Source organism: Ensifer sp. ENS09 (assembly GCF_014852425.1).
In the GTDB taxonomy this organism is placed as follows: Bacteria; Pseudomonadota; Alphaproteobacteria; order Rhizobiales; family Rhizobiaceae; genus Ensifer.
In genome coordinates this window covers 511,511-537,840 of record NZ_JACVBP010000004.1, presented here as the reverse complement: position 1 = coordinate 537,840, position 26,330 = coordinate 511,511, and the positions used below count along the sequence as shown (strand labels likewise).

Annotated in this window: 28 protein-coding genes; 4 read left to right on the top strand and 24 right to left on the bottom strand. The window is 62.7% G+C overall.

Annotation, left to right across the window (positions count from 1 at the left end; genetic code table 11):
* Positions 1–8: 8 nt before the first annotated feature.
* The 4 genes from IB267_RS22835 to IB267_RS22820 all read right to left on the bottom strand — a co-directional run bounded on the left by IB267_RS22835 (position 9) and on the right by IB267_RS22820 (position 4,074).
* Positions 9–1,928: a beta-N-acetylhexosaminidase gene (locus IB267_RS22835; protein ID WP_192449707.1), complete on the bottom strand. Its 1,920-nt coding sequence runs from the start codon at positions 1,926–1,928 to the stop codon at positions 9–11.
* Between the two features lie 23 nt (positions 1,929–1,951).
* Positions 1,952–2,728, bottom strand: a complete 777-nt coding sequence (locus tag IB267_RS22830; RefSeq protein WP_192449706.1) for an SDR family oxidoreductase — start codon at positions 2,726–2,728, stop codon at positions 1,952–1,954.
* 21 nt (positions 2,729–2,749) lie between these two features.
* Positions 2,750–3,613 (bottom strand): MurR/RpiR family transcriptional regulator, encoded by an 864-nt coding sequence (locus IB267_RS22825; RefSeq protein ID WP_043613460.1) that lies wholly within the window; start codon positions 3,611–3,613, stop codon positions 2,750–2,752.
* A 71-nt stretch (positions 3,614–3,684) separates the two neighbouring features.
* Positions 3,685–4,074: a RidA family protein gene (locus IB267_RS22820; protein WP_192449705.1), complete on the bottom strand. Its 390-nt coding sequence runs from the start codon at positions 4,072–4,074 to the stop codon at positions 3,685–3,687.
* Positions 4,075–4,188: 114 nt separating this feature from the next.
* Between IB267_RS22820 and IB267_RS22815 the strand changes: the two genes are divergently transcribed.
* The gene (locus IB267_RS22815; protein ID WP_192449704.1) at positions 4,189–4,686 is read left to right on the top strand and encodes a hypothetical protein; all 498 of its coding nucleotides are present in this window, start codon (positions 4,189–4,191) and stop codon (positions 4,684–4,686) included.
* A 122-nt stretch (positions 4,687–4,808) separates the two neighbouring features.
* Positions 4,809–6,284 (top strand): M81 family metallopeptidase, encoded by a 1,476-nt coding sequence (locus IB267_RS22810; RefSeq protein ID WP_192449703.1) that lies wholly within the window; start codon positions 4,809–4,811, stop codon positions 6,282–6,284.
* Between the two features lie 36 nt (positions 6,285–6,320).
* Here IB267_RS22810 and IB267_RS22805 read toward each other — a convergent pair whose 3' ends face one another.
* The 14 genes from IB267_RS22805 to IB267_RS22740 all read right to left on the bottom strand — a co-directional run bounded on the left by IB267_RS22805 (position 6,321) and on the right by IB267_RS22740 (position 18,941).
* Positions 6,321–6,677 carry a DUF1801 domain-containing protein gene (locus IB267_RS22805; RefSeq protein ID WP_192449702.1) on the bottom strand — a complete coding sequence of 119 codons (357 nt, stop codon included), beginning with the start codon at positions 6,675–6,677 and terminating at the stop codon, positions 6,321–6,323.
* The gene (locus IB267_RS34015; RefSeq protein WP_192449701.1) at positions 6,674–7,078 is read right to left on the bottom strand and encodes a VOC family protein; all 405 of its coding nucleotides are present in this window, start codon (positions 7,076–7,078) and stop codon (positions 6,674–6,676) included. Before IB267_RS34015 ends, IB267_RS22805 begins: the two co-directional genes overlap by 4 nt.
* Positions 7,079–7,133: 55 nt before the next feature.
* A complete protein-coding gene (locus IB267_RS22795) occupies positions 7,134–7,529 on the bottom strand; it encodes a VOC family protein (RefSeq protein WP_192449700.1) in 396 nt (131 codons plus the stop codon).
* A gap of 89 nt (positions 7,530–7,618) precedes the next feature.
* Positions 7,619–8,395, bottom strand: a complete 777-nt coding sequence (locus IB267_RS22790) for a helix-turn-helix transcriptional regulator (RefSeq protein WP_192449699.1) — start codon at positions 8,393–8,395, stop codon at positions 7,619–7,621.
* Between the two features lie 154 nt (positions 8,396–8,549).
* Positions 8,550–9,683 carry an ABC transporter ATP-binding protein gene (locus IB267_RS22785; RefSeq protein WP_192449698.1) on the bottom strand — a complete coding sequence of 378 codons (1,134 nt, stop codon included), beginning with the start codon at positions 9,681–9,683 and terminating at the stop codon, positions 8,550–8,552.
* A 95-nt stretch (positions 9,684–9,778) separates the two neighbouring features.
* Positions 9,779–11,008 (bottom strand): ABC transporter substrate-binding protein, encoded by a 1,230-nt coding sequence (locus IB267_RS22780; RefSeq protein ID WP_192449697.1) that lies wholly within the window; start codon positions 11,006–11,008, stop codon positions 9,779–9,781.
* Between the two features lie 38 nt (positions 11,009–11,046).
* Entirely contained in the window at positions 11,047–11,904 is an 858-nt protein-coding gene (locus tag IB267_RS22775; protein ID WP_192449696.1) for a carbohydrate ABC transporter permease, read from the bottom strand.
* A complete protein-coding gene (locus IB267_RS22770) occupies positions 11,901–12,785 on the bottom strand; it encodes a carbohydrate ABC transporter permease (protein WP_192449695.1) in 885 nt (294 codons plus the stop codon). The genes IB267_RS22775 and IB267_RS22770 overlap by 4 nt, the downstream gene beginning before the upstream one ends.
* 13 nt (positions 12,786–12,798) lie before the next feature.
* Positions 12,799–13,956: a Gfo/Idh/MocA family protein gene (locus IB267_RS22765; protein WP_043613483.1), complete on the bottom strand. Its 1,158-nt coding sequence runs from the start codon at positions 13,954–13,956 to the stop codon at positions 12,799–12,801.
* Between the two features lie 241 nt (positions 13,957–14,197).
* Entirely contained in the window at positions 14,198–15,010 is an 813-nt protein-coding gene (locus tag IB267_RS22760; protein ID WP_192449694.1) for a pirin family protein, read from the bottom strand.
* Positions 15,011–15,088: 78 nt separating this feature from the next.
* Entirely contained in the window at positions 15,089–15,826 is a 738-nt protein-coding gene (locus tag IB267_RS22755) for an ABC transporter permease (RefSeq protein WP_192449693.1), read from the bottom strand.
* Positions 15,826–16,764, bottom strand: a complete 939-nt coding sequence (locus IB267_RS22750; RefSeq protein WP_192449692.1) for an ABC transporter ATP-binding protein — start codon at positions 16,762–16,764, stop codon at positions 15,826–15,828. Before IB267_RS22750 ends, IB267_RS22755 begins: the two co-directional genes overlap by 1 nt.
* On the bottom strand, positions 16,761–17,930 hold the full coding sequence (locus IB267_RS22745; RefSeq protein ID WP_192449691.1) for an ABC transporter permease: 1,170 nt from the start codon (positions 17,928–17,930) through the stop codon (positions 16,761–16,763). Before IB267_RS22745 ends, IB267_RS22750 begins: the two co-directional genes overlap by 4 nt.
* Before the next feature lie 99 nt (positions 17,931–18,029).
* Entirely contained in the window at positions 18,030–18,941 is a 912-nt protein-coding gene (locus IB267_RS22740) for an ABC transporter substrate-binding protein (protein WP_192449690.1), read from the bottom strand.
* A gap of 333 nt (positions 18,942–19,274) precedes the next feature.
* Here IB267_RS22740 and IB267_RS22735 point away from each other — a divergent pair, with 333 nt between their 5' ends.
* Both IB267_RS22735 and IB267_RS22730 read left to right on the top strand, forming a co-directional pair.
* A complete protein-coding gene (locus tag IB267_RS22735; protein WP_192449689.1) occupies positions 19,275–19,742 on the top strand; it encodes a DUF4126 domain-containing protein in 468 nt (155 codons plus the stop codon).
* On the top strand, positions 19,739–21,115 hold the full coding sequence (locus IB267_RS22730; protein ID WP_192449688.1) for an FAD-containing oxidoreductase: 1,377 nt from the start codon (positions 19,739–19,741) through the stop codon (positions 21,113–21,115). Before IB267_RS22735 ends, IB267_RS22730 begins: the two co-directional genes overlap by 4 nt.
* A 26-nt stretch (positions 21,116–21,141) precedes the next feature.
* On the opposite strand, the gene IB267_RS22725 is transcribed toward IB267_RS22730, so the two are convergent.
* From IB267_RS22725 to IB267_RS22700, 6 genes are all read right to left on the bottom strand, one after another.
* Positions 21,142–22,293 carry a M20 aminoacylase family protein gene (locus IB267_RS22725; protein ID WP_192449687.1) on the bottom strand — a complete coding sequence of 384 codons (1,152 nt, stop codon included), beginning with the start codon at positions 22,291–22,293 and terminating at the stop codon, positions 21,142–21,144.
* Positions 22,294–22,303: 10 nt separating this feature from the next.
* Entirely contained in the window at positions 22,304–23,068 is a 765-nt protein-coding gene (locus IB267_RS22720; protein WP_192449686.1) for an ABC transporter ATP-binding protein, read from the bottom strand.
* Between the two features lie 36 nt (positions 23,069–23,104).
* Positions 23,105–23,806, bottom strand: a complete 702-nt coding sequence (locus IB267_RS22715; RefSeq protein ID WP_192449685.1) for an ABC transporter permease — start codon at positions 23,804–23,806, stop codon at positions 23,105–23,107.
* Entirely contained in the window at positions 23,806–24,519 is a 714-nt protein-coding gene (locus IB267_RS22710) for an ABC transporter permease (protein WP_043613509.1), read from the bottom strand. Before IB267_RS22710 ends, IB267_RS22715 begins: the two co-directional genes overlap by 1 nt.
* A 164-nt stretch (positions 24,520–24,683) precedes the next feature.
* Positions 24,684–25,484: a transporter substrate-binding domain-containing protein gene (locus IB267_RS22705; protein ID WP_077964471.1), complete on the bottom strand. Its 801-nt coding sequence runs from the start codon at positions 25,482–25,484 to the stop codon at positions 24,684–24,686.
* Between the two features lie 28 nt (positions 25,485–25,512).
* Complete coding sequence (locus tag IB267_RS22700) at positions 25,513–26,316, bottom strand: dimethylarginine dimethylaminohydrolase family protein (RefSeq protein WP_043613513.1); 804 nt, start codon at positions 26,314–26,316, stop codon at positions 25,513–25,515.
* Between the last annotated feature and the right edge of the window lie 14 nt (positions 26,317–26,330).

Genomic DNA, 26,330 nt, shown 5'->3' with positions numbered 1-26,330 from the left:
CGTTCCCCTCAGAGGTTCGGGCTGAGCGGCGCGATGGCCGCAAAGCGAAGCCAGTCCTTCGCCGACTTCGGTGTCCATGCCGCTTCGGCGATCGCTGGAAGCCGCGGGAAGACGAGACGGTTGAAGTAGCCGCGCGAAAGATAATGCTCGGACCAGATGCAGGCCTGCACGCCTCTGAGGCGCGCCTTCAATTCGTCCGGGAACTCGCCCTCGGCCTCGTAGCCATAGGTGTGCGCAGGTGTCGCCGTACCGGCCCAGCTTGCGCCCGGCTCCTGCCAGGCGTCGGCCTGCGCCATGTCGAGGTAATAGGCTTGGCCGGGGGTCATCACCACATCATAGCCTTCGCGGGCGAGTTCGATCCCGACCTCCGGTCGCTCCCAGGCCATCAGCAGCGTATCTGCGGTCGAGACACCGCCGCCATGCGCCACCTCGTTCCAGCCGGCGAGCTTGCGGCCACGCGCCGTCAGCATCTGCTTGACCCGTTTCAGGAAGTAGGATTGCAGCGCGAACGTGCCGGAAATGCCTTCCTGCTCCATCAGCTTCTTGGCCAGCGGCGAAGCGAGCCATGACCCGTTCGCCACTTCGTCGCCGCCAATGTGGATGTAGGCGCTCGGGAAAAGCTCGACCATCTCGTCGAGGACCGTCTCCAGGAATTCATAGGTGAAGGCAACGGCTGGGTTGAGCGCGTTGTTGGGATAGCCCTGAACCGAGTGGTAGCTCTCCGGCGCCTCCTGGCCATCGGTCAGATCCGGCAACGCCACCAGGGTCGCCGTGCTGTGGCCGGGAATGTCAATCTCCGGCACGACATCGACATGCAGTGCCGTCGCCTGCGCGACGATCGCCTTGATGTCCTCCTGGCTGTAGAAGCCGCCGACGGGCTCAGCGCCGTTGCCGAGCTGCGGCAACAGCGGCTCATCCGGCCCGCGCAACACGCCAAGCGTCGTCAGTTGCGGGTAGGCCTTGATCTCCAGGCGCCAGGCCTCGTCGTCGGTCAAATGCCAATGGAAAACGTTGAGCTTGAACCAGGCGAGAATGTCGATCAGCCGCGCCACATCCGCCGTCGGATAGAACTGGCGGGAGACGTCGAGATGGCAACCGCGCCAGCTGTAACGCGGCGCATCCGAAATTGTGCCGCTCGCCGGAAAGCGGAACTTGCCCGGATGGTTGCGTGCCCCGTCCAAAAGCTGGACCAGACTGGTCAAACCATATTGCCGGCCGGCGCTGCCGCCAAAGCTCAGGCGAATTTCGGTCTCGGAAAAGTCGAGCCGATAGGCCTCGGCCTTAAGACCAGCGTCGGCGGCAAAGACGATCGCCCGCCCCTGCTTTGAGGCCGCCAGGCTGAAGGGGGCGTGACCCGCAGCAAACAGCCGATGGTACATCGCCAGAACCGTATCGATGGCTGCGACATCCTCGCACGACGCGCCGACCGCCGGATAGAGAACGACTGGAAAACCGTCTCCAGCACGAAGCTCGAGCTTCGCCGGCCAGGGCTGCAACGCATAGGGCTGATCGAGTTTGCCTTCCGGCAGCCGCACAGGCGGCGGCTCGCTGACAGCATTTTCAAGCAGCAGGTCGGAGACGGCAACCGGCACGTGCCGGCCATCGGCAAGCGTCAGATAGGCGGACTTCGCACCATCGGTGCAATGGCGCGCATTGCGGTGAAGGCCGCTGACGGTGAAGGTCCAGCTCTCGCCGTTTTCGATAGTCAGCCCCATAGGCGGCGCGAATTCGTGAAAGTTGGCGTTGCGGCGCAGGAACACGGCATTGTCGCAGGCCTTGGGATCAATCACCCGGGTGAGCGAGGTATAGACGATCCTGAAACCGGAAAGCGGTGCTCCGGAGAAATTGAACAGCGTGAAGGTAAACCGCCCGAACGGCCCGCCATCCGGCTGCCAGGACGCCTCGAGACGGTAGGAAACCGGGTGCATGCTCATCCTCCAGTATGCTTATGTCAGTAGTGGCTTGATTGCGAGAACGTGCGGGCCAGCTCCGCCTGTCCGGCGGTCAGGCCGCAATCGACAGGCAGGCAGACGCCCGAAATGGCGGCCGCCAGCGGGCCTGCCAGGAAGTGCACGGCATTGGCGACGTCATCGGGATTGACGATGCGCTGCAGCGGATACCAGCGGCGCGCCTCTTCGAATACGTCCGGGTTCGATGCCGCCCTCGCCTCCCAGGCCTGGGTGCGCACCGTACCGGGCGCCACCGCATTCGAGCGGATGCCGAACTTGCCGTACTCGACCGCGATCAGTCGGGTCAGGTGCAGGAGGCCGGCCTTGGCGGCGCTATAGGCCGGGTGGCCGAAGACGTTCATGCCGTTGACCGAGGCGATGTTGACGACCGAACCGTGGGTCTCTTTCAGCATGTCCTCGACGGCGCGAAAGGTGAGGAAGGCTGCCTCGAGGTTCAGCGCATTGTCCATGCGCCAGATCTCCGGCGTCGTGTCGTGCAGGCTGACGGCACGGGCGGCACCGGCATTGTTGACGAGGGTGCGGACGGCGCCCTTCTCCGCGGCCATCTGCGCCATCGCCGCCACGCTTTCGGCGTTGGTCACGTCACAGGCGACAGCGATGAAGCGCTTCTCGTCGCCAAGCGCCGTTGCTGCCTTTTCGGCGGCCTCCGCATCGATGTCGACGAGCAGGACCACGTCATTGTCTTCGGAAAGCTTGCGGGCGATAGCACGGCCGATATCGCCGGCGGCGCCGGTGACGATCGCGAGAGATTGCGTCATGCGTTGACCTTTCGCGGCACGTCAGTCTCCGAGAAGCTGGCGGTCGTCACCGTCGCGGTGCGTCACCAGTTGCTGTTTGATGCGCCGAAGTGTGGCCGTTGCCTGCGGCTGAACCCGGTAGGCGACGAGACTGGAGAGGATGTCGAGCAGCGCCAGATAGGCGATGCGGGTGGAGGTGGGACGGTAGATGTTGTTGCCCTCGGGCAGGTCGACCGGAACGGTGATGCTGGCAGCGTTGGCCACCGGGCTGCCGCTCTGCGTCAACGCGATGGTCGGCACTTTCAGTTCGCGGGCGAGCGTGAAGGCGCGCACCAGTTCGGCGTTACGGCCGGAAAAGGAGGAGCCGATCAGCACGTCCGTCGGCCGGGCCGCCGCCGTCATCATCAGTTGCATGCTGTGATCAGAGCTGGACGTGATGCGCAGCCCGAAACGAAAGAGCCGGTTTTGAAGCTCGCCGGCGATCATCGACGAATTACCACCGGAACCAAAGGCGTAGATCATTTCCGCTGAGGCGATGCGCTCGACCGCCTGTTCAATCGCGGCCAGATCGAGCGAACGATGCAGCAAGAACAGCGCGTTCTGCGATTTGGTGATGATGTCCTGGGCGACGTCGCCGGTCTCGCGGCTCTTCGGCTCCGGCTTCAGGTAGCGCATGCCGATGTAGGCGGTGCGCGCAAGCTGCACCTTGAAGTCGGAGAAACTGTCACAGCCCAGCCGGCGACAGAAGCGGGTGACCGTCGGCGGCGAAACGTCCGCCTTGCCCGCGAGCTCGATGATGGAGGCGTTCACCGCGAACTCGAAGTCGTTCAGGAGAATATCGGCAATGCGGTTTTCCGATTGGGAGAGCCGCCCTTTTTCTTCCTGCAGTGTCGCGAAGATGTCCATCGCCCGCTTACGCCTTGCTCGGATCACGAATGAGAGCGGGCTGCGGACCGAAAACCGCTCCCGCTCCAGGATCAACCTTCCTTCGGCTTATAGGCCACGCAGTCGATCTCGACCTTGCAATCGACCATCATCGACGACTGGACGCAGGCCCGTGCCGGCGGATGCGCGCCGAAGTACTCCTGGTAGATCTTGTTGAATGTCCAGAAGTCCCGGGGATCGTCGAGCCATACGCCGCAACGCACCACGTGCTCCGGGCCGTAGCCGGCTTCCGCCAGGATGGCCATCACATTGGCGATCGTCTTGTGGGTCTGGGGGATGATCCCGCCCTCGATGATCTCGCCGTTTTCCATGGCGACCTGACCGGAGACATAGAGCCAGCCGTCCGCCTCGACAGCGCGCGCAAAGGGCAAAGTTTTGCCGCCAGCGCCGACCTGTTCCGCACCATAGCGCTTGATCGTCATCTTGAGCCTTCTTGCAAATTATTTTCTTTGATCGTTGACAAGTGACCATAGAAAGCTGAATTTGGCTAGCGAAAAACACCATTCATGAAAAGAATTTCAATCCAGGGCGCGAATATGCGGGATCCTTTTCTCAATCCATTCCCCTCTTCCGATGCTGCACGCCACTCGATCTGGGAGATGCTGGTCTCCCGCGACATCACTGCCTTTCTGGCAGCCGACTGGTCGATGGTTGCAGACGATTTCGTCGGAGAGAGCTTCATCGGCATCGACGGACGCCGCGAAACCAATCCGGACAATTGGCGACTGACGTTCCCGTCGCTCGCCGCCTATCGCGAAGAGTGGCTGCGCCAGGCGCAGGATTTTGCGACACAGAGCTTCGCCGAGGATCCGCGCACTGCGATCTTCACCACGACGACGCTCGAGGACATCGAGATCAACGGCGAGCAAGCGCTGGCGCGCAAGAAGTTCGATGGCAGCCTGAAGAAGACGGACGGCAGCGTCGATATCCTGAAATGGCAGACAGTCTATTACTGCCGTCTACATCAGGGACGCTGGAAGATCGCCGGCTTTACCGGCTACCTGCCAAACCCGATGGGCACGGCTTCCGCATAATTTCCTGGATCGTCACCCGCCCGGGAAAAATCATGCGCCAGACTTAGAGCTTGCAGCGGCTTTCGCTCATCCGGCCGGATGAGTGGCGCTGCAGGCGTGACGCAATAGAAAAGGCAACGGCATTGCGGATCTTCACAGCGGCGCTTGCGACCGAGACCAACACCTTCTCTCCGATCTGCATCGACCGCAGGGCCTTCGAAGCCTCGCTCTACGCTCCGCCGGGAGAACACCCGGAGACGCCGACGCTTTGCACGGCGCCGATCACCGTCGGCCGGCGCGTCTGCGCGGAGAAGGGCTGGGACCTGATCGAGGGGACCGCGACCTGGGCGGACCCGGCTGGCCTCGTCAATCGCGAAACCTATGAAGGCCTGCGCGACGAGATCCTTGGCCAGTTGCGCGCCGCCATGCCCGTCGACGCCGTGGTGCTCGGCCTGCACGGCGCCATGGTCGCCGATGGCTACGAAGACCCCGAGGGCGACCTGCTGACGCGCGTGCGCGCGATCGTCGGCCCCGATATCCTCGTCTGCGCCGAACTCGACCCCCATAGCCACCTGACCGCCAAGCGCGCCGCCGCATCGAGCTTCTTCGTCTACTTCAAGGAGTTCCCGCACACCGACTTCGTCGACCGCGCCGAGGATCTGTGGAAGATCGCTGTCGACACGCTCGAAGGCCGCGTCACGCCCGTCATGTCGATCTTCGACTGTCGGATGATCGACGTCTATCCGACTTCACGCGATCCGATGCGCTCCTTCGTCGACAAGCTGATGCGCATCGAGAAGGAAGACGCAGACGTGCTTTCGCTCTCGGTGATCCACGGCTTCATGGCCGGCGACGTCCCGGAAATGGGAACGAAGCTGCTTGCAGTCACCAACGGCAAGCCGGAGAAGGGCGCGAACCTCGCGCGGGAACTGGGTCTCGAACTCTTCTCCCACCGCGGCACCTTCATCATGCCGCAAATCGACGAGAAGCAGGCGGTCGACGAGGCGCTCGCGGCAACCAGAGGCCCCGTCGTCATCGCCGATGTCTGGGACAACCCGGGCGGCGGTACGGCCGGCGACGCGACGGTGCTGCTTGAAGAGTTGCTCGCCCGCGGCGCAACCGACGTTGCCGTCGGCACGATCTGGGATCCGATGGCGGTGCAGATCTGCATGGCGGCGGGCGAAGGCGCCGAAATCCCCTTGCGCTTCGGCGCGAAGTCGGCGCCGGGAACCGGCAATCCGGTCGATGGCACGGTCAAGGTGGTCAAGCTGGTGCGGAATGCCGAGATGCGCTTCGGCGAGAGCTTCGCTCCCTTCGGCGATGCGGCTCACATCCGTTTCAAGGGTATCGACATCATCCTCAATTCGACCCGGGCGCAAAGCTTCGATCCGAGCCTGTTTTCGGTGATGGGCATCGACCCGACGGAAAAGAAGATCCTGGTCATCAAGTCGACCAACCACTTCTACGCCTCGTTCTCCAAGATCGCTGCGGAGATCCTCTATTGCTCGGCCGGCACGCCCTACCCCAACAATCCGGCAAAGACCGACTACAAGCGCGCGCCGAAGAATATCTGGCCGAAGGTCGAGAACCCGCACGCAACCGAGAAGGGCGCGGCCTAACGATTTGTGGCAGCGTCGCCGGGCGCGATCGCTCCTTCAGCGATCGACGGCCTGGCGGGCCATCTCGATGTACTGTGCGACGTGTTTCTCATCTATATCCGCCGGGCTCAGGAGCCTGATGTGGCGACGAAGCTTGCCCGAACCCTCCAGGGCAGCATGCGGATCGGGCAAGGCGGCGCCCCGGCTAAATTCCAGCGTCACGTGATGGGCGTAGGAAAAGACGCCGCAGAAGCTCTCAGCGGACGAAAACAGGATGCCGCCATATTTCACCTCCTCGGTGACCGCGGGGCCTGAGGAAAGCGCGATTTCCCGTAGTCGGGTGACGATCGCGACCTGATCGCCGCGATCAAGCTCGATCTCCCGCAGAAGGGCCTGGATCCGGTCATCGGTCATGCGGCACCCGAGGCGATGACAAACGGCCTGAACTCCGGCGCAGGTTCGCGGTTGGAGTAGATGTAGAGCAGCACGCCGTTCGGGTCCTTCACCGCAAAGCCACGATCTCCCCAAGCGTGATCCTCGATCGGCAGTGCCGCGGCAAGGCCTGCCGCCGTGATCCGGCGATACTCGCCGTCGACGTCCGCGACGCAAAAATTGTAGGTCAGGCCTTCGGTGTTGCACACGGGCCGCCCCTGTTGCGGCTCCATGAATTGCAACGACAGGCCTTGGCCCAGTTCCAGGCTGATGTACCAGCCGCAGTCGAACGTCAGCCGCGCAGAGAAGTATGTCAGGTAAAAGTCTCGCGACGCGGCAATCCGGTTGGTCGTAATATAGGGCGAGGCTGTGGTCGGGCGCACAGGCAGGTTCCTCCTGAGTTAGGGCGTTCGTGGGTTGCGCGGTCGTGCCGGGCCGCTAAGCGGGCATCGCGGAGCAGAGCTCGACAAGGCAGCCGTTGAGATCGCGGACATAGCCGACCACCTGCCCCCACGGCTTTTCTTCCGGCGGCTTCACCGGCGATGCTCCGGCAGAGACTGCCATCTCATAGGCCTCTTGCGGCACCGAGCAGACAAGCGCGATTTCGAAACCGGCAGCGAGGTCACCCTTGCGGTTTGCGCGAACAGCAAAACCATTCAGCTCCGCCATGGTCTCGCTGGCAAAGGCCAGAGCCGTTTCACCGGTCTGCATCTCCGCATAGAGGTTGCTTTCATGCACGAACCCGCGCTTCAGACCGAACGCCGCCTCATAGAACGAGACCGTTGCCGGCACGTCGGGAACATAGAGGATCGTGTATCCGAAACGGACAGTCATGTTTTCGTCTCCAAGAGTTGCCCGCCACTGAAGTCGGTCACGGGCTATCATCGTTCATTGCCTGGCTCCGTTCTTGAACAATTCGGACATCAGTCCGAGATCGTCACCAGCGTGACGTCGGGCAAGCGCGCCGGCGAGAACCCGCCCAACCGCCGGAAGACCCGGGTCATGTGGGATTGGTCGGCAAAGCCGGCTTCGAACGCGGCATCGGCTGGGCTGAGGCGGTGATCGCGCAAAAGACGCAGGGCCCGATGAAACTGGATGATCGCCGCAAACGCCTTCGGCGTAAGACCCGTCGCGTGAAGGAGGATGCGCCTGGCGGTGCGCTCGGAGACACCATGCATCGCGGCGAGCTCGGCGATGCGCAACCGACCGCCGGAGGCGTGCAGCGCGCTTATGATGTTGCGGCTGACCGGTGCCACCTCAACGTTGCTCTCGTTATCGCGCTTGCGGACGAACTGCACCAGCCGACCGGCCAGTTCCTGCTGGTCCGAGGCAGGCGCGCAGAGGGCGGCCAGGTCAGGCCATTGGCCCAGAGCCGCCGCGCCGATCAGCGCGTCACCGTGCAACCGGATCGGCTCCAGCCCGAGAATTCTCTGGAAATGGCCGGGCCGAAGCCGCACGCCGACGAAGGCGGCACCCGGTTCCAGCGGGACGTCGTAATAGCCAGTCGTTGGACCGGTCACGATCGGCGTCAGGTCGCGGATTGGCGAAGCCTTGAGCGCAAACCTGAGGATGATGTCGCATCGCCCGTCAGGCAGGACCCGGTAGCTGCCCTCGTTGCGGCTGACAGACGCCCAGACGGCTTCGATCCCGGCATTGGCGTCAACGAGATGAGGAAGCTCCGTATAACGGCCAAGCGTCATGATGCCCTATCCGAGTGCGCTTGATCGCCTTTGAACAGGAGGAATTGCGCCAGCGACGGGCGATTTTTACAGACAGAACTGCCGGATATCCAGCCATACCACCAAGCACTGGCCGCGCCCTGATCGGACGCGGCCGTGATCCTGGCCCCTGGTTTCAGGCAGCCGCGGGATTGAGCACGCCCATATCGATGTCGGTCAACTCGACGCGACGTTCGAGCGCTATACCGGCCTCGTCGAAGAGGTGGCAATCGGGCGTACGGATACCGGCCTGCACAGTTTGTTCCGGCTGGATCGCCGCCGTTCCCGGCAACATGGCGCAGAAGTTCTCACCTTCTCCGCCGATCGCGGCATAGGCAACCGTGTGGGCACCGAGACGTTCGATGACCGTCGGCGTCACCTTCAGCGTCAGGTCGCCGGTGCCGAGCACGATATGTTCCGGACGAACTCCAAGTGTCAGCGTCCGACCGGCGAGGCCGGCTTGCGGCACGACCGGAACGATCACCGATTGCCCCTTGTAATCGACCTCGACACCCGCGTCGCTGACGCCCTTGCAGGTGACCGGCAGGAAGTTCATTTTCGGGTTGCCGATGAAGCCGGCAACGAAGGTGTTGGCCGGCTTGTGGTAGAGTTCGAGCGGCGCGCCGGTCTGGGCTATCTGGCCGGCATTGAGAACGACGATCCGGTCCGCCATCGTCATCGCCTCGACCTGGTCGTGCGTGACGTAGATCATCGTTGCCCGCAATTGCCGGTGCAGTTTCGCCAGCTCGATGCGCATGTCGGCGCGAAGCGCCGCGTCGAGATTGGAGAGCGGCTCGTCGAAGAGGAAGATCTTCGGCTCGCGCACGATAGCCCGCCCGATCGCCACGCGCTGACGCTGACCGCCGGACAGCATGCCCGGCTTTTGCTGCAGCCGCTGGTCGAGGTGCAGGATGCGCGCCGCATGCTCCACCTTTGCCTTTAGCTTCTCCTCGGCCATCTTTTCCACGCGAAGCGGAAAGGCGATATTCTCGAAGACGCTCATGTGCGGATAAAGCGCGTAGGACTGGAAGACCATCGCGATGCCGCGCTTGACCGGCGGCAGGTCGTTGACACGTTTGCCCTCGATCAGGATGTCCCCCGAGCTGGTCTCGTCGAGACCAGCGATCATCCTGAGCAAGGTCGATTTGCCGCAACCGGAGGGTCCGACGAAAACGACGAACTCACCGTTCCTGACTTCGAGATCGATGCCTTTCAGCACCTCGAATGTCCCGTAGAATTTCTGAACCCGATTGAGATTGAGCTGTCCCAAGAAACTGTCTCCGGCCACCGGCGAGAAGCGGCTCATTTATAGCAGAGTTAGGTGGGGCCGCGAACCGATCTCGTCGGCGCGCGGCCCCGGTGGCCTTACTTGTACTCTTCGAGGCTGGAAGCCGCCTTCTTCAAGGCGTCGGCCGGCTCGGCCTTGCCGGTCACGACCGACTGAACCATCTCGATGATGACGTTCTGGAAGCCCTTGTAGTCGGTAAAGAGCGGCTCGGGACCACCATAGGCGATGCCGTCGATGAACGGCTTCCAGTAGGGATCCTTCTTGACGAATTCATCGACCATCGGCGACGGACGAAGCGGCGTCAGGCCGGCGCCGCCCTGAAGTTCATATTCGCCCTGCGGGCCGGGCGACGTGATGAACTTGGCGAACTCGATCGCCTTCTCCTCGACGCCCGAACCCTTGAAGACCGCCAGGCTGTCGGTGATGAGCAGCGTGCCCTCGCCCTTGGCTTCTGGGCCGAGCGGCAGCGGCGCAACGCCCCAGTTGACCTTGGTTTCCTTCAGACGCGTTGCGGCACCCGAGCCAGCCTGGATCATGCCGACCTTGCCGTCGAGGAAGATGGCGCGGATTTCGTTCTGTTCGTAGGCGGTGGCGCCTTCGACCGAGAAAGGCGTGATGTCCTTGTAGGCCTGCAGCGCTGCGAGCACTTGCGGGCTGTCGATGACGATCTTGTCGCCGTCGATGACCTTGCCGTTGTTGGTATAAACCCAATGCATGAACTGGTGCATCGTGTTGTCGAAGGTCTTGGCCGGAAGGCCATAACCGGCAACGCCCGTCTTTTCCTTGATCGTCTTGGCGAACTCGATTTCTTCAGCCCAGGTCTTCGGCGGCTTCTCGGGATCAAGGCCAGCCTGCTTGAACAGGTCCTTGTTCCAGTAAAGCGCCTTGGTCGAGAACGCGACCGGCACGCCCCACTGGTTGCCGTCGAAGGTCACCGTATCGACGATGTTGGGGTAGTAAGTCTTCTTTTCGTCGTCCGTCATCGGCACGGGTACGATGAGGTCGTTCTGGGCGAATTCCTTCAGCGTGCGCGAGCCGACATAGGCCATGGCGACCGGCGTGCCGGCGGCGGCAAGGGTCGTTGCCTTGTCCTGGCACTGGGCCCAGCCGACGACTTCCGGGGTCACCTTCCAGCCCGGGTTCTTCTCCTCCCATTGCTTGATGTACTTCTCGTGCACCGCATCCATGGTGTCGCCGCAGTAGATCCAGCTGATCTCCTGGTCGGCCGCCTTTGCGGTCACGGCGCCGAGCGCGGTCGAGCCGAGCAGGGCAAGGGCGAGCACCCCCGTCTTGAATTGGATAGACACGTTTTTATGCTCCCGTTCTCTGGTGGTTGACTTAAGTCTTATTGTTTCACCGCGCCCGCGGTGAGCCCGCTGACGAGATAGCGTTGCAAGAGGAAGATCACGACGACGGCCGGCGCGATACCGACGAAGCTTGCCGCCATCAGTTCGTTCCAGACCACCTCCTGGCGCCCGAAATAGGCAAACAGCCCGACGGGAAGCGGCATGTATTCGCTCTTGGAATTGAAGGTCAGCGCGTAGATGAACTGCTGGGCATAGGCGCCGATGAACGTGGTGATCGCCACCACGGTAATGCCAGGCATGGCGATCGGCAGGATCACCCGGCGCAGCGTGTAGAAGTGGCTGGCGCCGTCGACGAAGGCAGCCTCGTCCAGTTCGCGCGGGATGCGCATCATGTAGGTGCGCAGCAACCAGATCGCAGACGGGATCAGGAAGGCAACGCCCGGTACGATCATGGCCAGATAGGTGTTGAGGACGCCGAAGGTGCGCATCAGCCGGAAGAGCGGGATCAGCAGCACCGCGCCCGAAAACATGTTGACGGCAAGGAATGCCCCCAAAAGCACGCCGGCGCCACGGAAGTTGAAGCGGGCGAAGGCATAGGCAGCGGGTATGACCAGCACCAGCACGATGGCCGTGACGATGGTGGAGATGAAGAAGGAATTGAAGATGTAGCGGGCAAAGCCCGGCACGCTCTGCCACATCGTAAAGTAGGCGGCGAACGAGCCGTTTTCCGGCCAGAAGCGATAGGGTGACGAGAACAGCAGCCCGAGCGGCTTCAGCGACACCAGGAAGCCCTCGACGAAGGGCGCCAGGATAAAGCACAGGAACACGAAGATACCGGCATAGATTCCGACAAGCTCGTACCAGCGGTAGCGATTGATCAGGGCCGGCTGGCTCATTTCTGTTCCCCCTGAGAAAGACGGCTGGTGACCCGGAAATAGGCAAAGCAGAAGATCGACAGGAAGATGCAGATCAGCACCGCACGCGCCGCCCCTTCGCCATACTTCTTCGATCCGATCGCGGTGCGATAGGTGTCGATGATCATCGTGGTCGTCTCACCATTGGGACCGCCCTGGGTGAGGATCCAGATGATGTCGAAGGAGTTGAAGGTCGCAATCAGCGACAACATCGACATGGTGATCAGCGACGGCACGAGCAGCGGCAGCGTGATGCGGCGGAAGCGATAGAAGCGCCCTGCCCCGTCGGTCCAGGCGGCCTCGTAGAGATCCTGCGGGATCGCCTGCATGGCCGCCAGCATGTAGAGCGTTACCAATGGCACGCCGATCCACACGTCGGTGACGATCGTCGCCCAGAAGGCGGTTTCGCCCCGCGCCAGGAAAGCGATCGGTCCATTGCTGAGGCCGAGGTTCTGCAGCACGCCGGAGATCATGCCGAACTGGCCGTTGTACATCCAGCCCCACATGAAGATGCCGATGGCCATCGGCACGATCCATGGCGGCATGGTGAGCAGACGGAACAGCGCCCGGCCGGGCACGGCGGCATTCAGCATCGTTGCGCCGAAAACACCGATGATCATCTTGATCGACACCGAGAAGAACGTCCAGACGAAGGTCCGGAAGATGACCTCGGCGAAGGTCTCGTTGAAGATCTTGTCGTAGTTGGTCCAGCCGACCCAATTGGTCGTCTTCTTCAGCGACGCGTCCGTAAACGACAGGATGAAGGTGTCGACCAGCGGATAGGCGACGATCACCGTGACGTAGAGAACAGCAGGAAGAAGCAGGATCCAGGCGAAGATGACTGTGCTGCGTTGAACACTCATCCGTCGCCTCCCCTTACGCCGCGCGGGAATGCAGGGCTTCGTCGAAACGGTCCCATATGGGCCGGAGGTCTATGACGCTCTTCTTGCGCCGAGCCTCGTCCATGGAGAGCGCCAGGATGCCGGCTTCCAGCGCATCGCGCGTCGAAACCGGCAGCGGCCGGCCGTCGCGCACATGGCCGATGATATCGGTCGCCATCTGCTCGTCGGCACCGTAGTGCTGCGACAGTTCGGTGGCCTTGTATTTGTTCTCGATGACCTTCTTGCCGGTCAGCATCTCGTGCACGTCGAAGTAGCCGCGAATGAAATCGCCCTCGGCCATACCGCGCGACCCCATGATGCAGAAGCGGCGGAACTGGTCCGGCACGTTGAGATTGGTGTGGAAGTTCATGCCGACGCCATTGGCATATTCGACGATCGCAACCTGGTAGTCGATGATGTCCCCGTCGCTGTCGAAGACCTTGTCAGACCCCATCCAGCCGCTCGGCTTGCGGTGGAAGAGTTCGAGGTCGTTGATGCCTTCGCGGGCCGGATCGTTGGCGGGGATAAAGCTCTTGCGGCCACCGAAGCTCGCGACGCGTTCCGGGCGAGCACCGACGACGCCATTGTAGAGGTCGAGGTCGTGGCAGCATTTCTCCAGCATGAAGCTGCCGGAATAGCGCTCGTAGCGGCGCCAGTCGCGCATGAAGAAGGCGCCGTGATAGGGCTCGATATGCTCGGATGCCTCGATCGAGACCACCTGGCCAAGCTTGCCTTCAGCAAGCGCCTGGCGGAGATCGCGGTACATGGGCGCATAGCGCAAGACGAGACCGACCATCAGCCGCTCATGACCAAACTTCGCCATGAGCGCTGCGAGTTCCAGGCTCTCCTGGATCGTCGTCACGATCGGTTTTTCGCTGAAGACCTTCAGGCCGGCTTCGAGGCCGATCCGGATATGGTCGAGGTGCATGTGGTTGGGCGAGCCGATCATCAGGAGATCGAGCTTCTCGTTGGCGATCAACTCTTGCGGTGTGGCATAGGCCTTGCCGGGAGAGATGCCTTTTTCGGTGAGCGTGGCCAGACCGGCCGGGTTCGGATCGACGTATCCGGCGATTTCGAAGCTCTCGTCCATGGCCTTGAAGACATAGCCGAGATAACCCAAACGGAATCCGAGTCCGATGATGCCAACTTTCATGCTCGTCCTGTTCCCCTGCCTTCTGGCGTAATTTATTTTCGCAGACTGGGACAGTTTTTTCAGGCCGTCAACTCAAATCCGCATATTTCGTAAAATTGTGAAATTCATTTTCATATCTCAGGCAAATGCCGACAAAGCAGGCATTTCATGGACAACTAAAGAGGGTGCATACAGCGCAACTCTACGGCAGGAGGAAAGCGGTCCAGACCACTGCACGTTGCGGAACGATCTTTTTCACGGTTCACGTTTTTCCGACCAGGCGGTCACGCCAGCGCAGAAGCCCGAGCAAGGGCCGAGCCAGATAGGGCGGCGGGATTTTTCGGTGATCGCCGACCGTCCCTCGTCTCGCGACAGGCGCATCCGGCTCGATCAGGAACGCAACGACCATTGCGTCGCGGGTGGCGACAAGGTCCAAAGCTTCATCGGCGGGGAACAGACCCTGCTCCGTCGCGCGGAAACTGGCTCGACCCGCCTGTATCGCACCGGAGAAGACATAGAAATAGAGGTGACGGCCTGCTACTCGGGGAAACGTTGTACCTGCCCCGGCCTCGAGTCGCAGGTCGAAAAAGTCGATGGCGTTGCGGACGAAAAACGGAGCCGCCCCACCTTCCGGCCCGACAAGATGCCGCCACTCGTTGACCGCCCCGGCGGCAATCGGCCCATGCTGGATGTTCGGCGGCAGATCGAGGCCATGCGGACGCACGAGGATCTGGAGCATCCTGAGCGGCGGATCATCAGGCAACGTCTCTTCGGAATGCCAGAAGCTCGTGCCCGCATTCATCACCATCAGGTGTCCGCTGTCGATGACCAGCTCGCCGATCGAGCGGTCGTTGTGGCGCATGAGGCCATCCGGCACCCAGGACAGGATTTCGTCGTTGCGGTGCTCGTGCATGGCGATCAGCCGACCCGGCGAAAGCATCGATTCCACGACCATCGCCAGGGGACCATAACCATGATCGCGCGGCCAGGGCAGCAGCCATCCGGGCATGTTGAGCCTGGCGACAAATCCGCCGGCATCCCTGACGACCGGACTTCTGGCCCCTCGATAAAGCATCGTCCATTCTAACACGATGCTGCGGCTTGGCACGCCGATGAATGGCGAGCGCCCCCTGGGCCGTTCCGTGAGGCGGCTTCAGCGGCCCATGCGCGCGGCAAGCTTCCGCTCCGCCGCCTGCAACCCGTCGTGCAAAAGCACTGCAAGCGTTGCGACGATCAGGCCCCCCTGAACGACGAAGGAAAGGTTGTTCGACTGCAACCCGGCGATGATCACTTCGCCAAGCGTTTTTGCGGCGACCGTCGATCCGATCGTCGCGGTTGCGAGGCTGATGACCACCGAAAGCCGGATGCCGGCCAGGATCACCGGCATCGCCAGCGGCAGCTCGACTTTGAGAAGCCGCTGGCCGCTGGTCATGCCGGCACCGCGCGCCGCCTCCATGACCGACGGAGGCAAGGTCGTCAGCCCCGTCAGCGCATTCTCGAAAATCGGCAACAGGCCGTAGAGGAAGAGCGCGATCAGCGTCGGCTTTTCGCCGAAGCCGAAGATCGGAACCGCTAGCGCCAGGACCGCAACGGGCGGAAAAGTCTGACCGATATTCACCAGGCTTCGCGAGAGCGGCAGGAATTCCGCTCCCGAGGTGCGCGTGACGAGAATGGCAAGCGCCAGTGCAACCAGCGCGGCCGCTGCTACCGCCAGCGCCACCGTGCGCAGATGCAAGAACGTCAGCTGCAGCAGGCTTCCCTGGTTGTAGATGACAGGGGCGTTGTCCTGCACCAGCGGTCGCAGCAGCGGCTCGAACCAATGGGGCTGCAGCAGGAACGCGACCAGAGCCATGAAAACCGCGATGCGAATGAGGGTGGCGAGCTTCGGCATCAGGCTGGACCGGCCGCGCGTTTGGCCAGCCCCTTGAGGCTAACCTTGCCGATCACGGCGCCGTCTGGACCTGCAACCGGCAGGGCATCTCGTCCGGACCAGAGGAGTTCGGCCAAGGCTTCCCTCTGGCTGGCATCGCTCGAAATCGGCGCGCCTTCTGCGGCCCCGGGCTCCACCGCGCTCGAAACCGGCGCGATCGCCAGCAGACGATAGGGCCGTTCGCCCGACCCAATCAGGCTTTCGACAAAGGGGGTGGCCGGCTTCAGCAGCATTTCGGCGGGGGTCGCGTACTGAACAACTTTGCCCTTGTCCATGACGGCGATGCGATCGGCCAGGTGAAAGGCCTCTTCCATGTCGTGAGTGACGAGAATGATCGTCGTCTGAAAATGTTTCTGGATGGCAAGCAGGTCGTCCTGCGCCTTGGCGCGGATGATCGGATCGAGCGCCCCGAAGGGCTCGTCCATCAACAGCACCTTCGGCTCGGCGGCAAGCGCCCGGGCAACGCCGACACGCTGCTGCTGGCCGCCGGAAAGTTCGTGTGGGAAGCGTGGACCGAAATCAGCAGGATCGAGCTGGAAAAGGCGCAGGAGTTCCTCCACCTTCGCATCGATGCGCGCCCGCTCCCATCCGAGCAAGGTCGGCACGGTCGCAATGTTCTGAGCGACAGTGCGATGGGGAAACAGGCCGTGCCCCTGGATCGCGTAGCCGATCCGTCGGCGCAACTCATAACCCGGTAGCGAACGATTGTCCTCGCCGTCGAGGCGGATTGTACCCGACGTTGGCTCGACCAGCCGGTTGACCATGCGCAGAAGCGTGGTCTTGCCGGAGCCGGAAGTGCCGACGACGACCGTGACCGTGCGCGGCGCGATCGTCAGGCTGACGTCATCGACAACGGTGCTTTCGCCATAGCGCTTGGTGATGTTCTCGATCTCGATCATGCGGCCTCTGCCTGCCTGGTGTTGGGTGTGGCCATCTCGATGACCGCGTCGAGCACGATCGCCGCGGCGAACGCCAGCACGACCGTCGGGACGGCACCGAGCAGCACGAGGTCCATCGCGGTCTGGCCGACGCCCTGGAAGACGAAGACGCCGAAGCCGCCGCCGCCGATGAGCGCAGCGATGGTCGCAAGGCCAATATTCTGGACGAGCACGATGCGGATCCCGGTGAGGATCACCGGAAAGGCCAGCGGAAATTCGATGCCGACCAGCCGTTGCCAATCGGTCATGCCGATGCCACGCGCGGCGTCGTTCGCGTCTCGCGGAACGCCGGCCAGTCCGACGACGGTGTTGGCGACGACAGGCAGCAGCGAATAGAGGAAGAGGGCGACGAAGGCCGGGGCAACGCCGATGCCACGAATGCCGATCGAAGCGGCGCCCGGCACATGGAGGGCGATCCAGCCGAGCGGGGCGATGAGAATCCCGAAGAGCGCAATCGACGGGATCGTCTGGATCGCGTTCAGCACGCCGAGCAATCCGTCGCGCAGTCGCGTGACCCGGTGGCAGAGGATGCCGAGCGGAATGCCGACGAGGGTCGCGGCGACGAGCGAGCCGAGCGCCAGGGTCACATGCTTCCGGCCCTCCGCCCAGAACGTGTCCACCCGGCTCGCATACTCCTTCAGAATGGAAAGACCATCCCAGGTGCCGGAAAGCAAGAGTATCCCGATAAAGCCAAGCACGGCGACGAGCACCACGACGCGCACGAAAGGCGCCGGCCGCAGTCGCGTCAAGGCGTCTGCGGCGAGCAGCCCGAAGGCAAAGAGCATGATCCAGAAGCCCGAAGCGGGCGACACCCGGGCATACGTGTTGGCTTCAGGCGTCAGATGCGTGGCGGCAACACCGATGCCGAGCGCCAGCGTGGCGAGCGTGACAAAGGCCGCAGCGAGACGCAGATAAGCGGGCGAGCGCAGTAGCGCGACGACCACCGCGCAGACCACGATGGCCAGCAGCACGGCACTCCCGCCCGCAGGCAAGGCGTCGGCCACCGACTTGACCTCACCGGCGACGATACGGTTGGCACGAAACGTCGCAAAAGGTGCGATGAAGGCACCGCCGAGCGCCAAGACCGCAATGATCGCTCCGAGCTTGTCAAAGCGGAGTGCTTTCAAACCACATTCCCTCCCCGCCTGTGCCGGCGCGTCTCCGGCACCCGCAGGCCTATCCCCGGAACGCCGGCCATCCGACCAGCGTCCCGGGTGTCCGTCAACTTATTTCAGGAAACCGTTCTTCTTCAGGAAGTCCTCGGCAACCGCCTTGGCCGGTTCGCCGCCGACCTGCACGCGGCCGTTCAGCTCCTGCAGCGTCACCAAGTCCAGCTTCTCGAAAACCGGCTTCAAGAGTTCCTCGATCTGCGGGTTTTCCTTGAGCACCGCTTCGCGGATGATCGGGGCCGGCTGATAGACGGGCTGCACCGCCTTGTCATCCTCCAGCACGACGAGGCCGGACGGCGCAATTCCACCGTCGGTGCCATAGACCATGGCCGCGTTCGCGCCGTTCGTCTGGTTCGCAGCGGCCGCTATCGTTGCGGCGGTATCACCGCCGGAAAGCGTGATGAGCTGGTCCTGCTTCAAAGTGAAGCCGTAGGTCGTCTGGAACGCCGGCAGTGCGGCGGCCGAGTTCACGAATTCCGACGACGCCGCCAGTACGACCTTGCCGCCGCCAGCGATGTATTTGCCAAAGTCGCTCAGCGTCTTGAGCTTGTTTTCGTCGGCCACTTCTTTGCGCAGGCCAATCGCCCAGGTGTTGTTGGCCGGTGACGGCGTCAGCCAGACGATCTTGTTGGCGTCGTAGTCGAGCTTCTTGGCCGTCTCATAGCCCTTGGCCGCATCCTTCCAGACCGGATCGTCGGCCTTTTCGAAGAAGAAGGCGGCATTGCCCGTATATTCCGGATAGATGTCGATCTCGCCGGCGGTGATCGCCTTGCGCACGACCGGCGTCGCCCCAAGCTGGACGCGGTCGACCGTCTTGATGTTGTTGGCGTTGAGCACCGCAAGGATGATGTTGCCGAGCACACCGCCCTCCGTGTCGATCTTCGAGGATACGACCACATCGGCACTCGCCGCGGCAGCAGTCAGCGTGAAGGCAAGGGCAGTTCCGATAAGCAGTCTGGTTAGGCGCATGATGGGTCTCTCCTCGAGTTTCGCTCCGCAAGTTTGATCACGGAACGCCCGCTCCGTCGGGGCAAGGCATTCCATATATGTCAGGCCCCGGCAAAAAATAGGGTTGCACGCAGAGACTGTAGCAGGTGAATAATCTCGCCGGCGACTAAGACGATCGAAAGCATAGACTAAGAGAAACCGCCGGTGATTGCGCGATTGCAAAGGCCGGCATTGTCGGCCACTCTGATTGCGGCCCGCCAAAAACAACCGCTTTCATTCTTGGTCGCGAAGCCGCCCGACCCGACCCGTCTGGGGCTGACGGCCGGGCTCGCCCGGCGAACGTTCGGGGAATTCATGTCGATCTATCTTCTCGCGCTGCTTATCGGCGTGGTTGCCGGCCTGCGCACCATGACCGCACCCGCCGCCGTCAGCATTGGCGCAGCCGCCGGCTGGCTGCCGCTCAGCGGCACCTGGGCAGCCTTCATGGGCTTCCGGTTCACGCCCTATGTCGCCGGCCTTCTGGCGCTCGTGGAGTTCGTCGGCGATCAGTTGCCGAGCACGCCAAGCCGCAAGGTTCCCCAGCAGTTCGGCGCCCGCATCGTTTCGGGCGCCTTCTGCGGCGCCGTGCTTGGCACGGTCGGAGGTGCTATGCTCCCCGCACTGGTTGCCGGCGTCATCGGTGCAATTATCGGAACGCTCGGCGGCTATGAAGCGCGCAAGCGCCTCGTTGCGGCCATCGGCGGCAAGGACCTGCCGATCGCCCTTCTCGAGGATGCTGTTGCCGTTCTCCTCGCACTCTGGGTGGTGTCCTCGGTCTCATGACGAAACATTTCGACGCAATCATCATCGGCGCTGGCCAGGCCGGCCCATCGCTTGCCGGGCGGCTCACGGCGGCCGGCAAAACCGTCGCCCTGATCGAGCGCAAGCACTTCGGCGGCACCTGCGTCAACACCGGCTGCATGCCGACCAAGGCGATGGTCGCGAGCGCCTATGCCGCACATTTGGCGCGACGAGGCGCAGACTATGGCGTGACGACCGGCCCCGTCACCATCGACTTTGCCCGCGTCATGGCGCGCAAGGACACGGTGCGGTTCACCTCCCGTGGAAACATCGAAAACTGGCTGAAAGGTATGGAGAACTGCACCGTGTTCCAGGGCCACGCGCGCTTCGAAAGCCCGCACGAGATCCGGGTCGGCGACACGCTTCTCTCGGCCGACCAGATCTTTCTGAATGTCGGCGGGCGCGCCGCGACCCCGGACTTCCCTGGTGTCGCGGACGTACCGTATCTCACCAACGTCTCGATCATGGATCTCGACACCCTGCCCCGCCACCTGATCGTCGTCGGCGGCAGCTACATCGGGCTCGAGTTTGCGCAGATGTTCCGTCGCTTCGGCTCCGAAGTCACCGTGATCGAGAAGGGGCCGCGGCTGATCGGCCGCGAGGATACGGACGTTTCCGACGCCATTCTCGCGATCCTCGAAAAAGAGGGCATCCAGTTTCGCCTCAATGCCGAGTGCATCCGCTTTGCCAGGAGCGGCGACGATGTCGTCGCCGGCGTGGATTGCACGGCGGGCGCACCCGAGATCGTCGGCTCTCACCTGCTGCTCGCGACCGGGCGCCGGCCGAACACCGACGATCTCGATCTTAACCGCGCCGGCGTCAAGACCGACGCTCGCGGCTATGTCGAAGTCGACGAGACGCTTAACACCAACGTCTCGCATATTTTCGCGATGGGCGACTGCAACGGCCGCGGCGCCTTCACCCACACGGCCTATAATGACTTCGAGATCATTGCCGCCAATCTGCTCGACGGAGAGGCGCGGAAGGTCAGCGACCGCATTTCGACCTACGGCCTCTTCATCGATCCGCCGCTCGGACGCGCCGGCATGACGGAAACCGAGGCGCGCAAGTCAGGACGCAAGCTGCTCATAGGCACGCGGCCGATGACCCGCGTCGGCCGCGCCGTGGAAAAGGGCGAGACCGAAGGCTTCATGAAGGTGATCGTCGACGCCGAAAGCAACGAGATCCTCGGTGCATCGATCCTCGGAACGAGCGGCGACGAGGCGGTGCAGAGCATCCTCGACGTCATGTATGCCGGCAAGCCCTACACGACAATTACGCACGCGGTTCATATCCACCCGACCGTGTCCGAGCTGATCCCGACGGTCTTCGGCGACCTTCACCCGGCCACCTGAGCGGCCGGGCGTTTGATGCCGCGCGCTTAAACGAGCGCTGCGCGTGCGAGCTGGTAGAAATAGGTCGCGCCGCGCTCAAGAATGTCGTCGTTGAAATCGTAGCGGGTAGTGTGCAGCCCGCTGCTGTCGCCATTGCCGATCAGCACATAGGCGCCCGGCACCTTTTCCAGCAGGAACGAGAAGTCCTCGCTGCCCATCAGCGGCTCAGGCAACTCGACATAGGCATCCGTGCCGAATGTGTCGGCGATCACCGCACGCGCGTCCTCGACCGCCTCGGCATCGTTGATCGTTGCGGGATAGCCGACCTGCCAGTCGAAGACAGCTTCGGCGTTGTAGCTTTCCGCCTGCAGGCGGGCGATCTGCTCGACACGCTCCTGCAACTGCTTACGGACGACAGGGTCCATGGCGCGCATGCTGATTTCCAGCACCGCGGTATCCGGAATGATGTTGGAGGCGGAACCCGCCTGGAACGAGCCGACCGTCAATACGGACGGCTGGTGCGGCGAGACGTTGCGCGAGACCAGCGTCTGCAGCGCCATCACCACGCTGGAGCCGACGACGACCGGGTCCACCGTCAGTTCCGGCTGCGCGCCGTGGCCGCCCTTGCCCTTGATCGTCAGCGTCAGCACGTCGATCGACGCCGCCATGGCGCCGGCGCGGCTGGAGAACTGGCCGACCGGAAGACCCGGCCAATTGTGAAGCGCATAGACCCGTTCGCAAGGGAAACGCTCGAACAGGCCGTCCTCGATCATCAGCTTGCCGCCACCGAAGTTTTCCTCGGCCGGCTGGAAGATCAGGTGAACCGTGCCGTTGAAGCTCTCGTCCTTCGACAGCGCCCAGGCCGCGCCGAGCAGCATGCTGGTATGGCCGTCATGGCCGCAGGCGTGCATCGCGCCCGGATGCTTGCTCTGATAGGCAAGGCCGGTCTCTTCCTGCATCGGCAGCGCGTCCATATCGGCGCGAAAGCCGATGGCGCGGTTGCTGTTGCCGCGCTTCAGCGTTGCAACGATGCCGGTTGTCGCGAGACCACGGGTGACCTCGAAGCCCCAGGATTGCAAGAGGCCGGCGACGAAATCGGAGGTCTTCACCTCGGAAAGGCCGATCTCGGGCATTTCGTGCAGCCTGTGGCGGATGTCGACGAGCTCGGGCAGGAACTCGGAAAAATTGGCGTCGCGCATTTCGGCCTCCTCAAGCCATCTGCAGGAACTGGCGCAGCCGCGCCGATTGCGGATCGCGCATCATCTGCGAAGGCGCGCCGCGTTCTTCGACCAATCCCTTATGCAGGAAGATCACTTCGCTCGATATATCACGGGCGAGTGACATTTCATGGGTGACCATCACCATGGTGCGGCCCTCTTCGGCGAGCTTCTTGATGACGAGCAGCACCTCGTTGACGAGTTCCGGATCGAGCGCCGAAGTCGGCTCGTCGAAGAGCATCACTTCGGGCTTCATCGCCAGCGCCCGGGCGATTGCCGCGCGCTGCTGCTGGCCGCCGGAAAGCTGGTTGGGATAGTGATCGCGCTTCGGCGTGATGCCGACCTTTTCCATCAAGAGCTCGGCTTCGCCGATCGCATCCTTCTTCGTCATGCCGAGCACATGGATCGGCCCTTCGATGATGTTTTCAAGGATGGTCTTGTGGGACCAGAGATTGAAGCTCTGGAACACCATGCCGAGACGGGTGCGGATATGTTCGAGCTGTCGCTTGTCGACGGCATGGAACTTGCCGTCCTTGCCCTTGACCGTCCGGATGACCTCGCCCGAGACGGAGATCTCCCCCTCGTCCGGCGTCTCCAGATAGTTGATGCAGCGCAGAAGCGTGCTCTTGCCGGAGCCGCTGCTGCCGATCAGCGAGATGACGTCGCCGGACTTTGCCTCGAAGGAGACGCCTTTCAGCACCTCGACGGACCCGAAGCTCTTGTGAATGTTCTTCACCGAAAGCGCTGATGCGACCATGTTCGTTCCTCTCGCGCGCCTTGGCGCGCCTCCTCTTTATGCCTTCGCCGTGCGGTAGCGGGTGAGCCGCTTCTCGACGACGCCCATGATGCGCGTCAGGATGAAGACGACGGTGAAATAGATGATGCCGGCGGCAATCAGCGGCTCGAAGGTCAACAGCGACTGGCGCTGCAGGATGCGGGCGGTGCCCATCACCTCAAGCACGGTGATCGTCGAGGCGAGCGACGTCGTCTTCAGCAGGATGATCAGGTCGCCCGTCAGCACCGGCAGGCAGGAGCGGAACGCCTGCGGCAGGGTGATGCGGCGAAGGATCATCGACGAGCGCATGCCGATCGATTTTGCCGCTTCGATCTGTCCGCGCGGGATTGCCTTGATCGCACCGCGGATAACCTCGGCGTTATAGGACGCCTGATTGAGGCTGAGCGCAAAGATCGCATACCACAGGCCATCACGCAGATAGGGCCAAAGGAAGCTGTGGCGCACCCAGGTGCCGGGCAGGACCTGCCCGAGGCCATAGTAGATCAGATAGATTTGCACGAGCAGCGGCGTACCGCGGAAGGCGAAGGTGAAAACATAGGCCGGGACCGAGAGTGCGCGGCGGCCGGACAGCCGGGCGAGCGCGACCAGCGTGCCGAGGACGAGACCGAAGACGCCGGCGACCGCCGTCAGCAGCAACGTCAGCGGGGTGGCCTTGAGCAGCGCCGGCAGAAAGCCGAGGACGTTGGAGATCGTATCCATCAGTGGTGCCCCCGGTTGAGGCGGCGTTCGATCTGCGCGATCACCAGCACGGAAACGAGCGTGATCGCCAGGAACAGGATGGCCGTCAGCCCATAGAAAAAGATGTACTGCTTGGTGCCGGCAGCAGCGCGATAGCCGGTGTAGAGCAGCTCGCTGAAAGAGCCGAGCACGCTGATGATGGCGCTTTCCTTGGTGATCGACAGCCAGAGATTGCCCATGCCGGGAACCGCGTGGCGCATCATCTGCGGGAAGACGATACGGGTGAAGATCTTCTGCCTGGACATGCCGATCGAGACCGCCGCCTCGATCTGGCCCGGTGGCACCGAAAGGAAGGCGGAGCGCAGCACCTCGGTCATGAAGGCGCCGGAAACGAAGGCGAGAGCGATGATGGCCGCCCAGAACGGGCTGAACTGGAAGCTCTCGGCAACGAGGCCGAAGTGTTTCAACAGCCGTTCGGCGCCGCTTGCTACCGAGAAATAGAGAAGCAGGATGACGAGCAGCTCAGGAAGCGAGCGCACCACCGTCGTGTAGATGTCGGCGAGGAACCGCGGGACGCGGTGTTTCGACAGTTTACCGGCAGCCCCGAGGAAACCGAAGAGAACCGCAACCGCATAGGCGACCACGGATACCTGCAAGGTCATCAGCAGGCCCCAGGCGAAATCGTCGCCCCAGCCCTCGCCGCCCCAGGCAAGCAATTGCCAGTAATAGTCCATCCGTCGTTACCTGTTCCCGAGTGTCTCGTCAGCCCCGGCGCCGCCCGCCCTCAGGTCGGGAAGGTGCTGTCGCGCCTGCTGCGATGGTGCCCCGACGCTGCGGCCGGTTTGGCGATCGAGGCCGGCGGCGTTCCAAGACCGCCGCCGGCTTCCAAATCATGCGATCACTTCTTGCCGAAGATCCACTTGTCGACGAGCTTCTGCGTCGTGCCGTCCTTTTCCAGGGCAGCAAGGCCGGCGTTGACCTTGTCGAGCGTTGCGGCATCGCCCTTGCGCACGGCATAGGCGACACCTTCGCCGAGCGTGACGTTCTTCGGCACTTCGACCTTGACCTCGTAGTCCGCACCTTCAGGCGTCTTCAGGAACGTCTGGATGTAGAGATCGGGGATCAGCACGTAGTCGACGCGCCCAGCAATGAGGTCTGCGACCGAATTGTCGGCGGTGTCGTAGCTCTTGGCTTCGGCGCCGGTCAGGTACTTGGTGACATAGGCCGACTGGACGCTCGACGCCTGCACGCCGATGATCTTGCCCTCGACGCTTGCCGGATCGATGATCTTGCCGGAACCGTCAGCAGCGTCGATCGTCTTGATCTCGCTGGTATCACCCTTGGAGCCGACGAAAGACGTGCCCTCGGTGTAGTACGGCGCCGAGAAATCGACGACCTGACGACGCTCGTCGGTGATCGAGAAGGCGCCGATGATGAAGTCGATCTTGTTTTCCTTGAGCGACGGGATCAGTCCGTCCCAGGCCATCTGGTTGATGTCGCACTTGACGGCCATCTTCTCGCAAAGCGCACGGGAAAGGTCGGCTTCCAGGCCCTCCCACTCACCGCCGGCGTTGACCTGGGTGAAAGGCATATAAGGCTCCGGCGTCATGCCGAGGCGCAGCGTGTCCTCGGCAAGGGCGCTGCCCGCAGCCATGGAAAGGGCGATCCCTGCGAACAGGGCGGTCTTCAACGTCTTCATAATGTTCCTCCTCGGGGATTGCGTCGGATCAGAGCGTGTTGCTGAACCAGCGCAGCGACATGCAGGACAGACCTGCGTCGATCTTGCCGATCTCCGTCGTCTTCATGGGCACGACCTTGTAGCCGAGCTTGTCGAGCATCTCGATCGTGCGCGGGAAGTCCGAGCCGACCATGACGACGTCGTTGACGCGCAGTGCGTTCGCCGCAGGCTCTTCGCCCTCGGGAATGATCACCTGCTTGAAACGCTCAAACGCACCGGACTTGGCAAGGCGGGCGGTCGACAGCACGGTCTCGTCATCAAGCAGCGAGCAATCGGTCTTGAAGTGCAGCACGCCTTCCGGCGTCGCGACGATCTCGCTCTTGCGGCCAAGCTTGGTGAGGCAAGCCTGAAGGGCTTCGGCGCCGACCTTGTTGGTGCGGGCCGAAAGGCCGATCATCACGCTTTCGCGGGTCGTCAGCACGTCGCCGCCATCAGCAAAGCCTTCGCCCGGCAGATCGAGCACAGTCTCGAACATGGCGCGCAGCGTCGGCTCGATCTCGGGCGTTTCCTTGACGCGGGTCTCAGCGCCCGGACGCAAAAGGATTGCTCCTTCGGTAAAGACCAGCGCCGGATCCTCTACGAAGATCGAGTCCGGGAAGGCTTCGAGCGCCGGCAGCACCGTGACCTTCACGCCAGCATCCTTCATCGCCGCGATATAGGCGTCGTGTTCAGCCTTCACGCCCTCAAAGGTTGGGTTGCCGCGGTCGTCGGCACGCAGGCCGTTGACGACCGACTTCGACGGGGTGCGCACAATGATGTTGTTGAACTGGTAGACAGGGCGTGACTGCGACATTTGTAATACCTTTG

Excerpts from the sequence above, each read along its gene's own strand:
- IB267_RS22760 (WP_192449694.1), bottom strand. The coding sequence starts at position 15,010 with ATGCTTTATCGAGGGGCCAGAAGTCCGGTCGTCAGGGATGCCGGCGGA.
- IB267_RS22735 (WP_192449689.1), top strand. The coding sequence starts at position 19,275 with ATGTCGATCTATCTTCTCGCGCTGCTTATCGGCGTGGTTGCCGGCCTG.
- IB267_RS22820 (WP_192449705.1), bottom strand. The coding sequence starts at position 4,074 with ATGACGATCAAGCGCTATGGTGCGGAACAGGTCGGCGCTGGCGGCAAA.
- IB267_RS22705 (WP_077964471.1), bottom strand. The coding sequence starts at position 25,484 with ATGAAGACGTTGAAGACCGCCCTGTTCGCAGGGATCGCCCTTTCCATG.
- IB267_RS22700 (WP_043613513.1), bottom strand. The coding sequence starts at position 26,316 with ATGTCGCAGTCACGCCCTGTCTACCAGTTCAACAACATCATTGTGCGC.
- IB267_RS22775 (WP_192449696.1), bottom strand. The coding sequence starts at position 11,904 with ATGAGCCAGCCGGCCCTGATCAATCGCTACCGCTGGTACGAGCTTGTC.
- IB267_RS22755 (WP_192449693.1), bottom strand. The coding sequence starts at position 15,826 with ATGCCGAAGCTCGCCACCCTCATTCGCATCGCGGTTTTCATGGCTCTG.
- IB267_RS22825 (WP_043613460.1), bottom strand. The coding sequence starts at position 3,613 with ATGGACATCTTCGCGACACTGCAGGAAGAAAAAGGGCGGCTCTCCCAA.
- IB267_RS22795 (WP_192449700.1), bottom strand. The coding sequence starts at position 7,529 with ATGACTGTCCGTTTCGGATACACGATCCTCTATGTTCCCGACGTGCCG.
- IB267_RS22740 (WP_192449690.1), bottom strand. The coding sequence starts at position 18,941 with ATGCGCCTAACCAGACTGCTTATCGGAACTGCCCTTGCCTTCACGCTG.
- IB267_RS22715 (WP_192449685.1), bottom strand. The coding sequence starts at position 23,806 with ATGGATACGATCTCCAACGTCCTCGGCTTTCTGCCGGCGCTGCTCAAG.
- IB267_RS22805 (WP_192449702.1), bottom strand. The coding sequence starts at position 6,677 with ATGACCGATGACCGGATCCAGGCCCTTCTGCGGGAGATCGAGCTTGAT.
- IB267_RS22835 (WP_192449707.1), bottom strand. The coding sequence starts at position 1,928 with ATGCACCCGGTTTCCTACCGTCTCGAGGCGTCCTGGCAGCCGGATGGC.
- IB267_RS22815 (WP_192449704.1), top strand. The coding sequence starts at position 4,189 with ATGCGGGATCCTTTTCTCAATCCATTCCCCTCTTCCGATGCTGCACGC.
- IB267_RS22765 (WP_043613483.1), bottom strand. The coding sequence starts at position 13,956 with ATGAAAGTTGGCATCATCGGACTCGGATTCCGTTTGGGTTATCTCGGC.
- IB267_RS22730 (WP_192449688.1), top strand. The coding sequence starts at position 19,739 with ATGACGAAACATTTCGACGCAATCATCATCGGCGCTGGCCAGGCCGGC.
- IB267_RS22725 (WP_192449687.1), bottom strand. The coding sequence starts at position 22,293 with ATGCGCGACGCCAATTTTTCCGAGTTCCTGCCCGAGCTCGTCGACATC.
- IB267_RS22770 (WP_192449695.1), bottom strand. The coding sequence starts at position 12,785 with ATGAGTGTTCAACGCAGCACAGTCATCTTCGCCTGGATCCTGCTTCTT.
- IB267_RS22710 (WP_043613509.1), bottom strand. The coding sequence starts at position 24,519 with ATGGACTATTACTGGCAATTGCTTGCCTGGGGCGGCGAGGGCTGGGGC.
- IB267_RS22720 (WP_192449686.1), bottom strand. The coding sequence starts at position 23,068 with ATGGTCGCATCAGCGCTTTCGGTGAAGAACATTCACAAGAGCTTCGGG.
- IB267_RS22750 (WP_192449692.1), bottom strand. The coding sequence starts at position 16,764 with ATGATCGAGATCGAGAACATCACCAAGCGCTATGGCGAAAGCACCGTT.
- IB267_RS22830 (WP_192449706.1), bottom strand. The coding sequence starts at position 2,728 with ATGACGCAATCTCTCGCGATCGTCACCGGCGCCGCCGGCGATATCGGC.
- IB267_RS22790 (WP_192449699.1), bottom strand. The coding sequence starts at position 8,395 with ATGACGCTTGGCCGTTATACGGAGCTTCCTCATCTCGTTGACGCCAAT.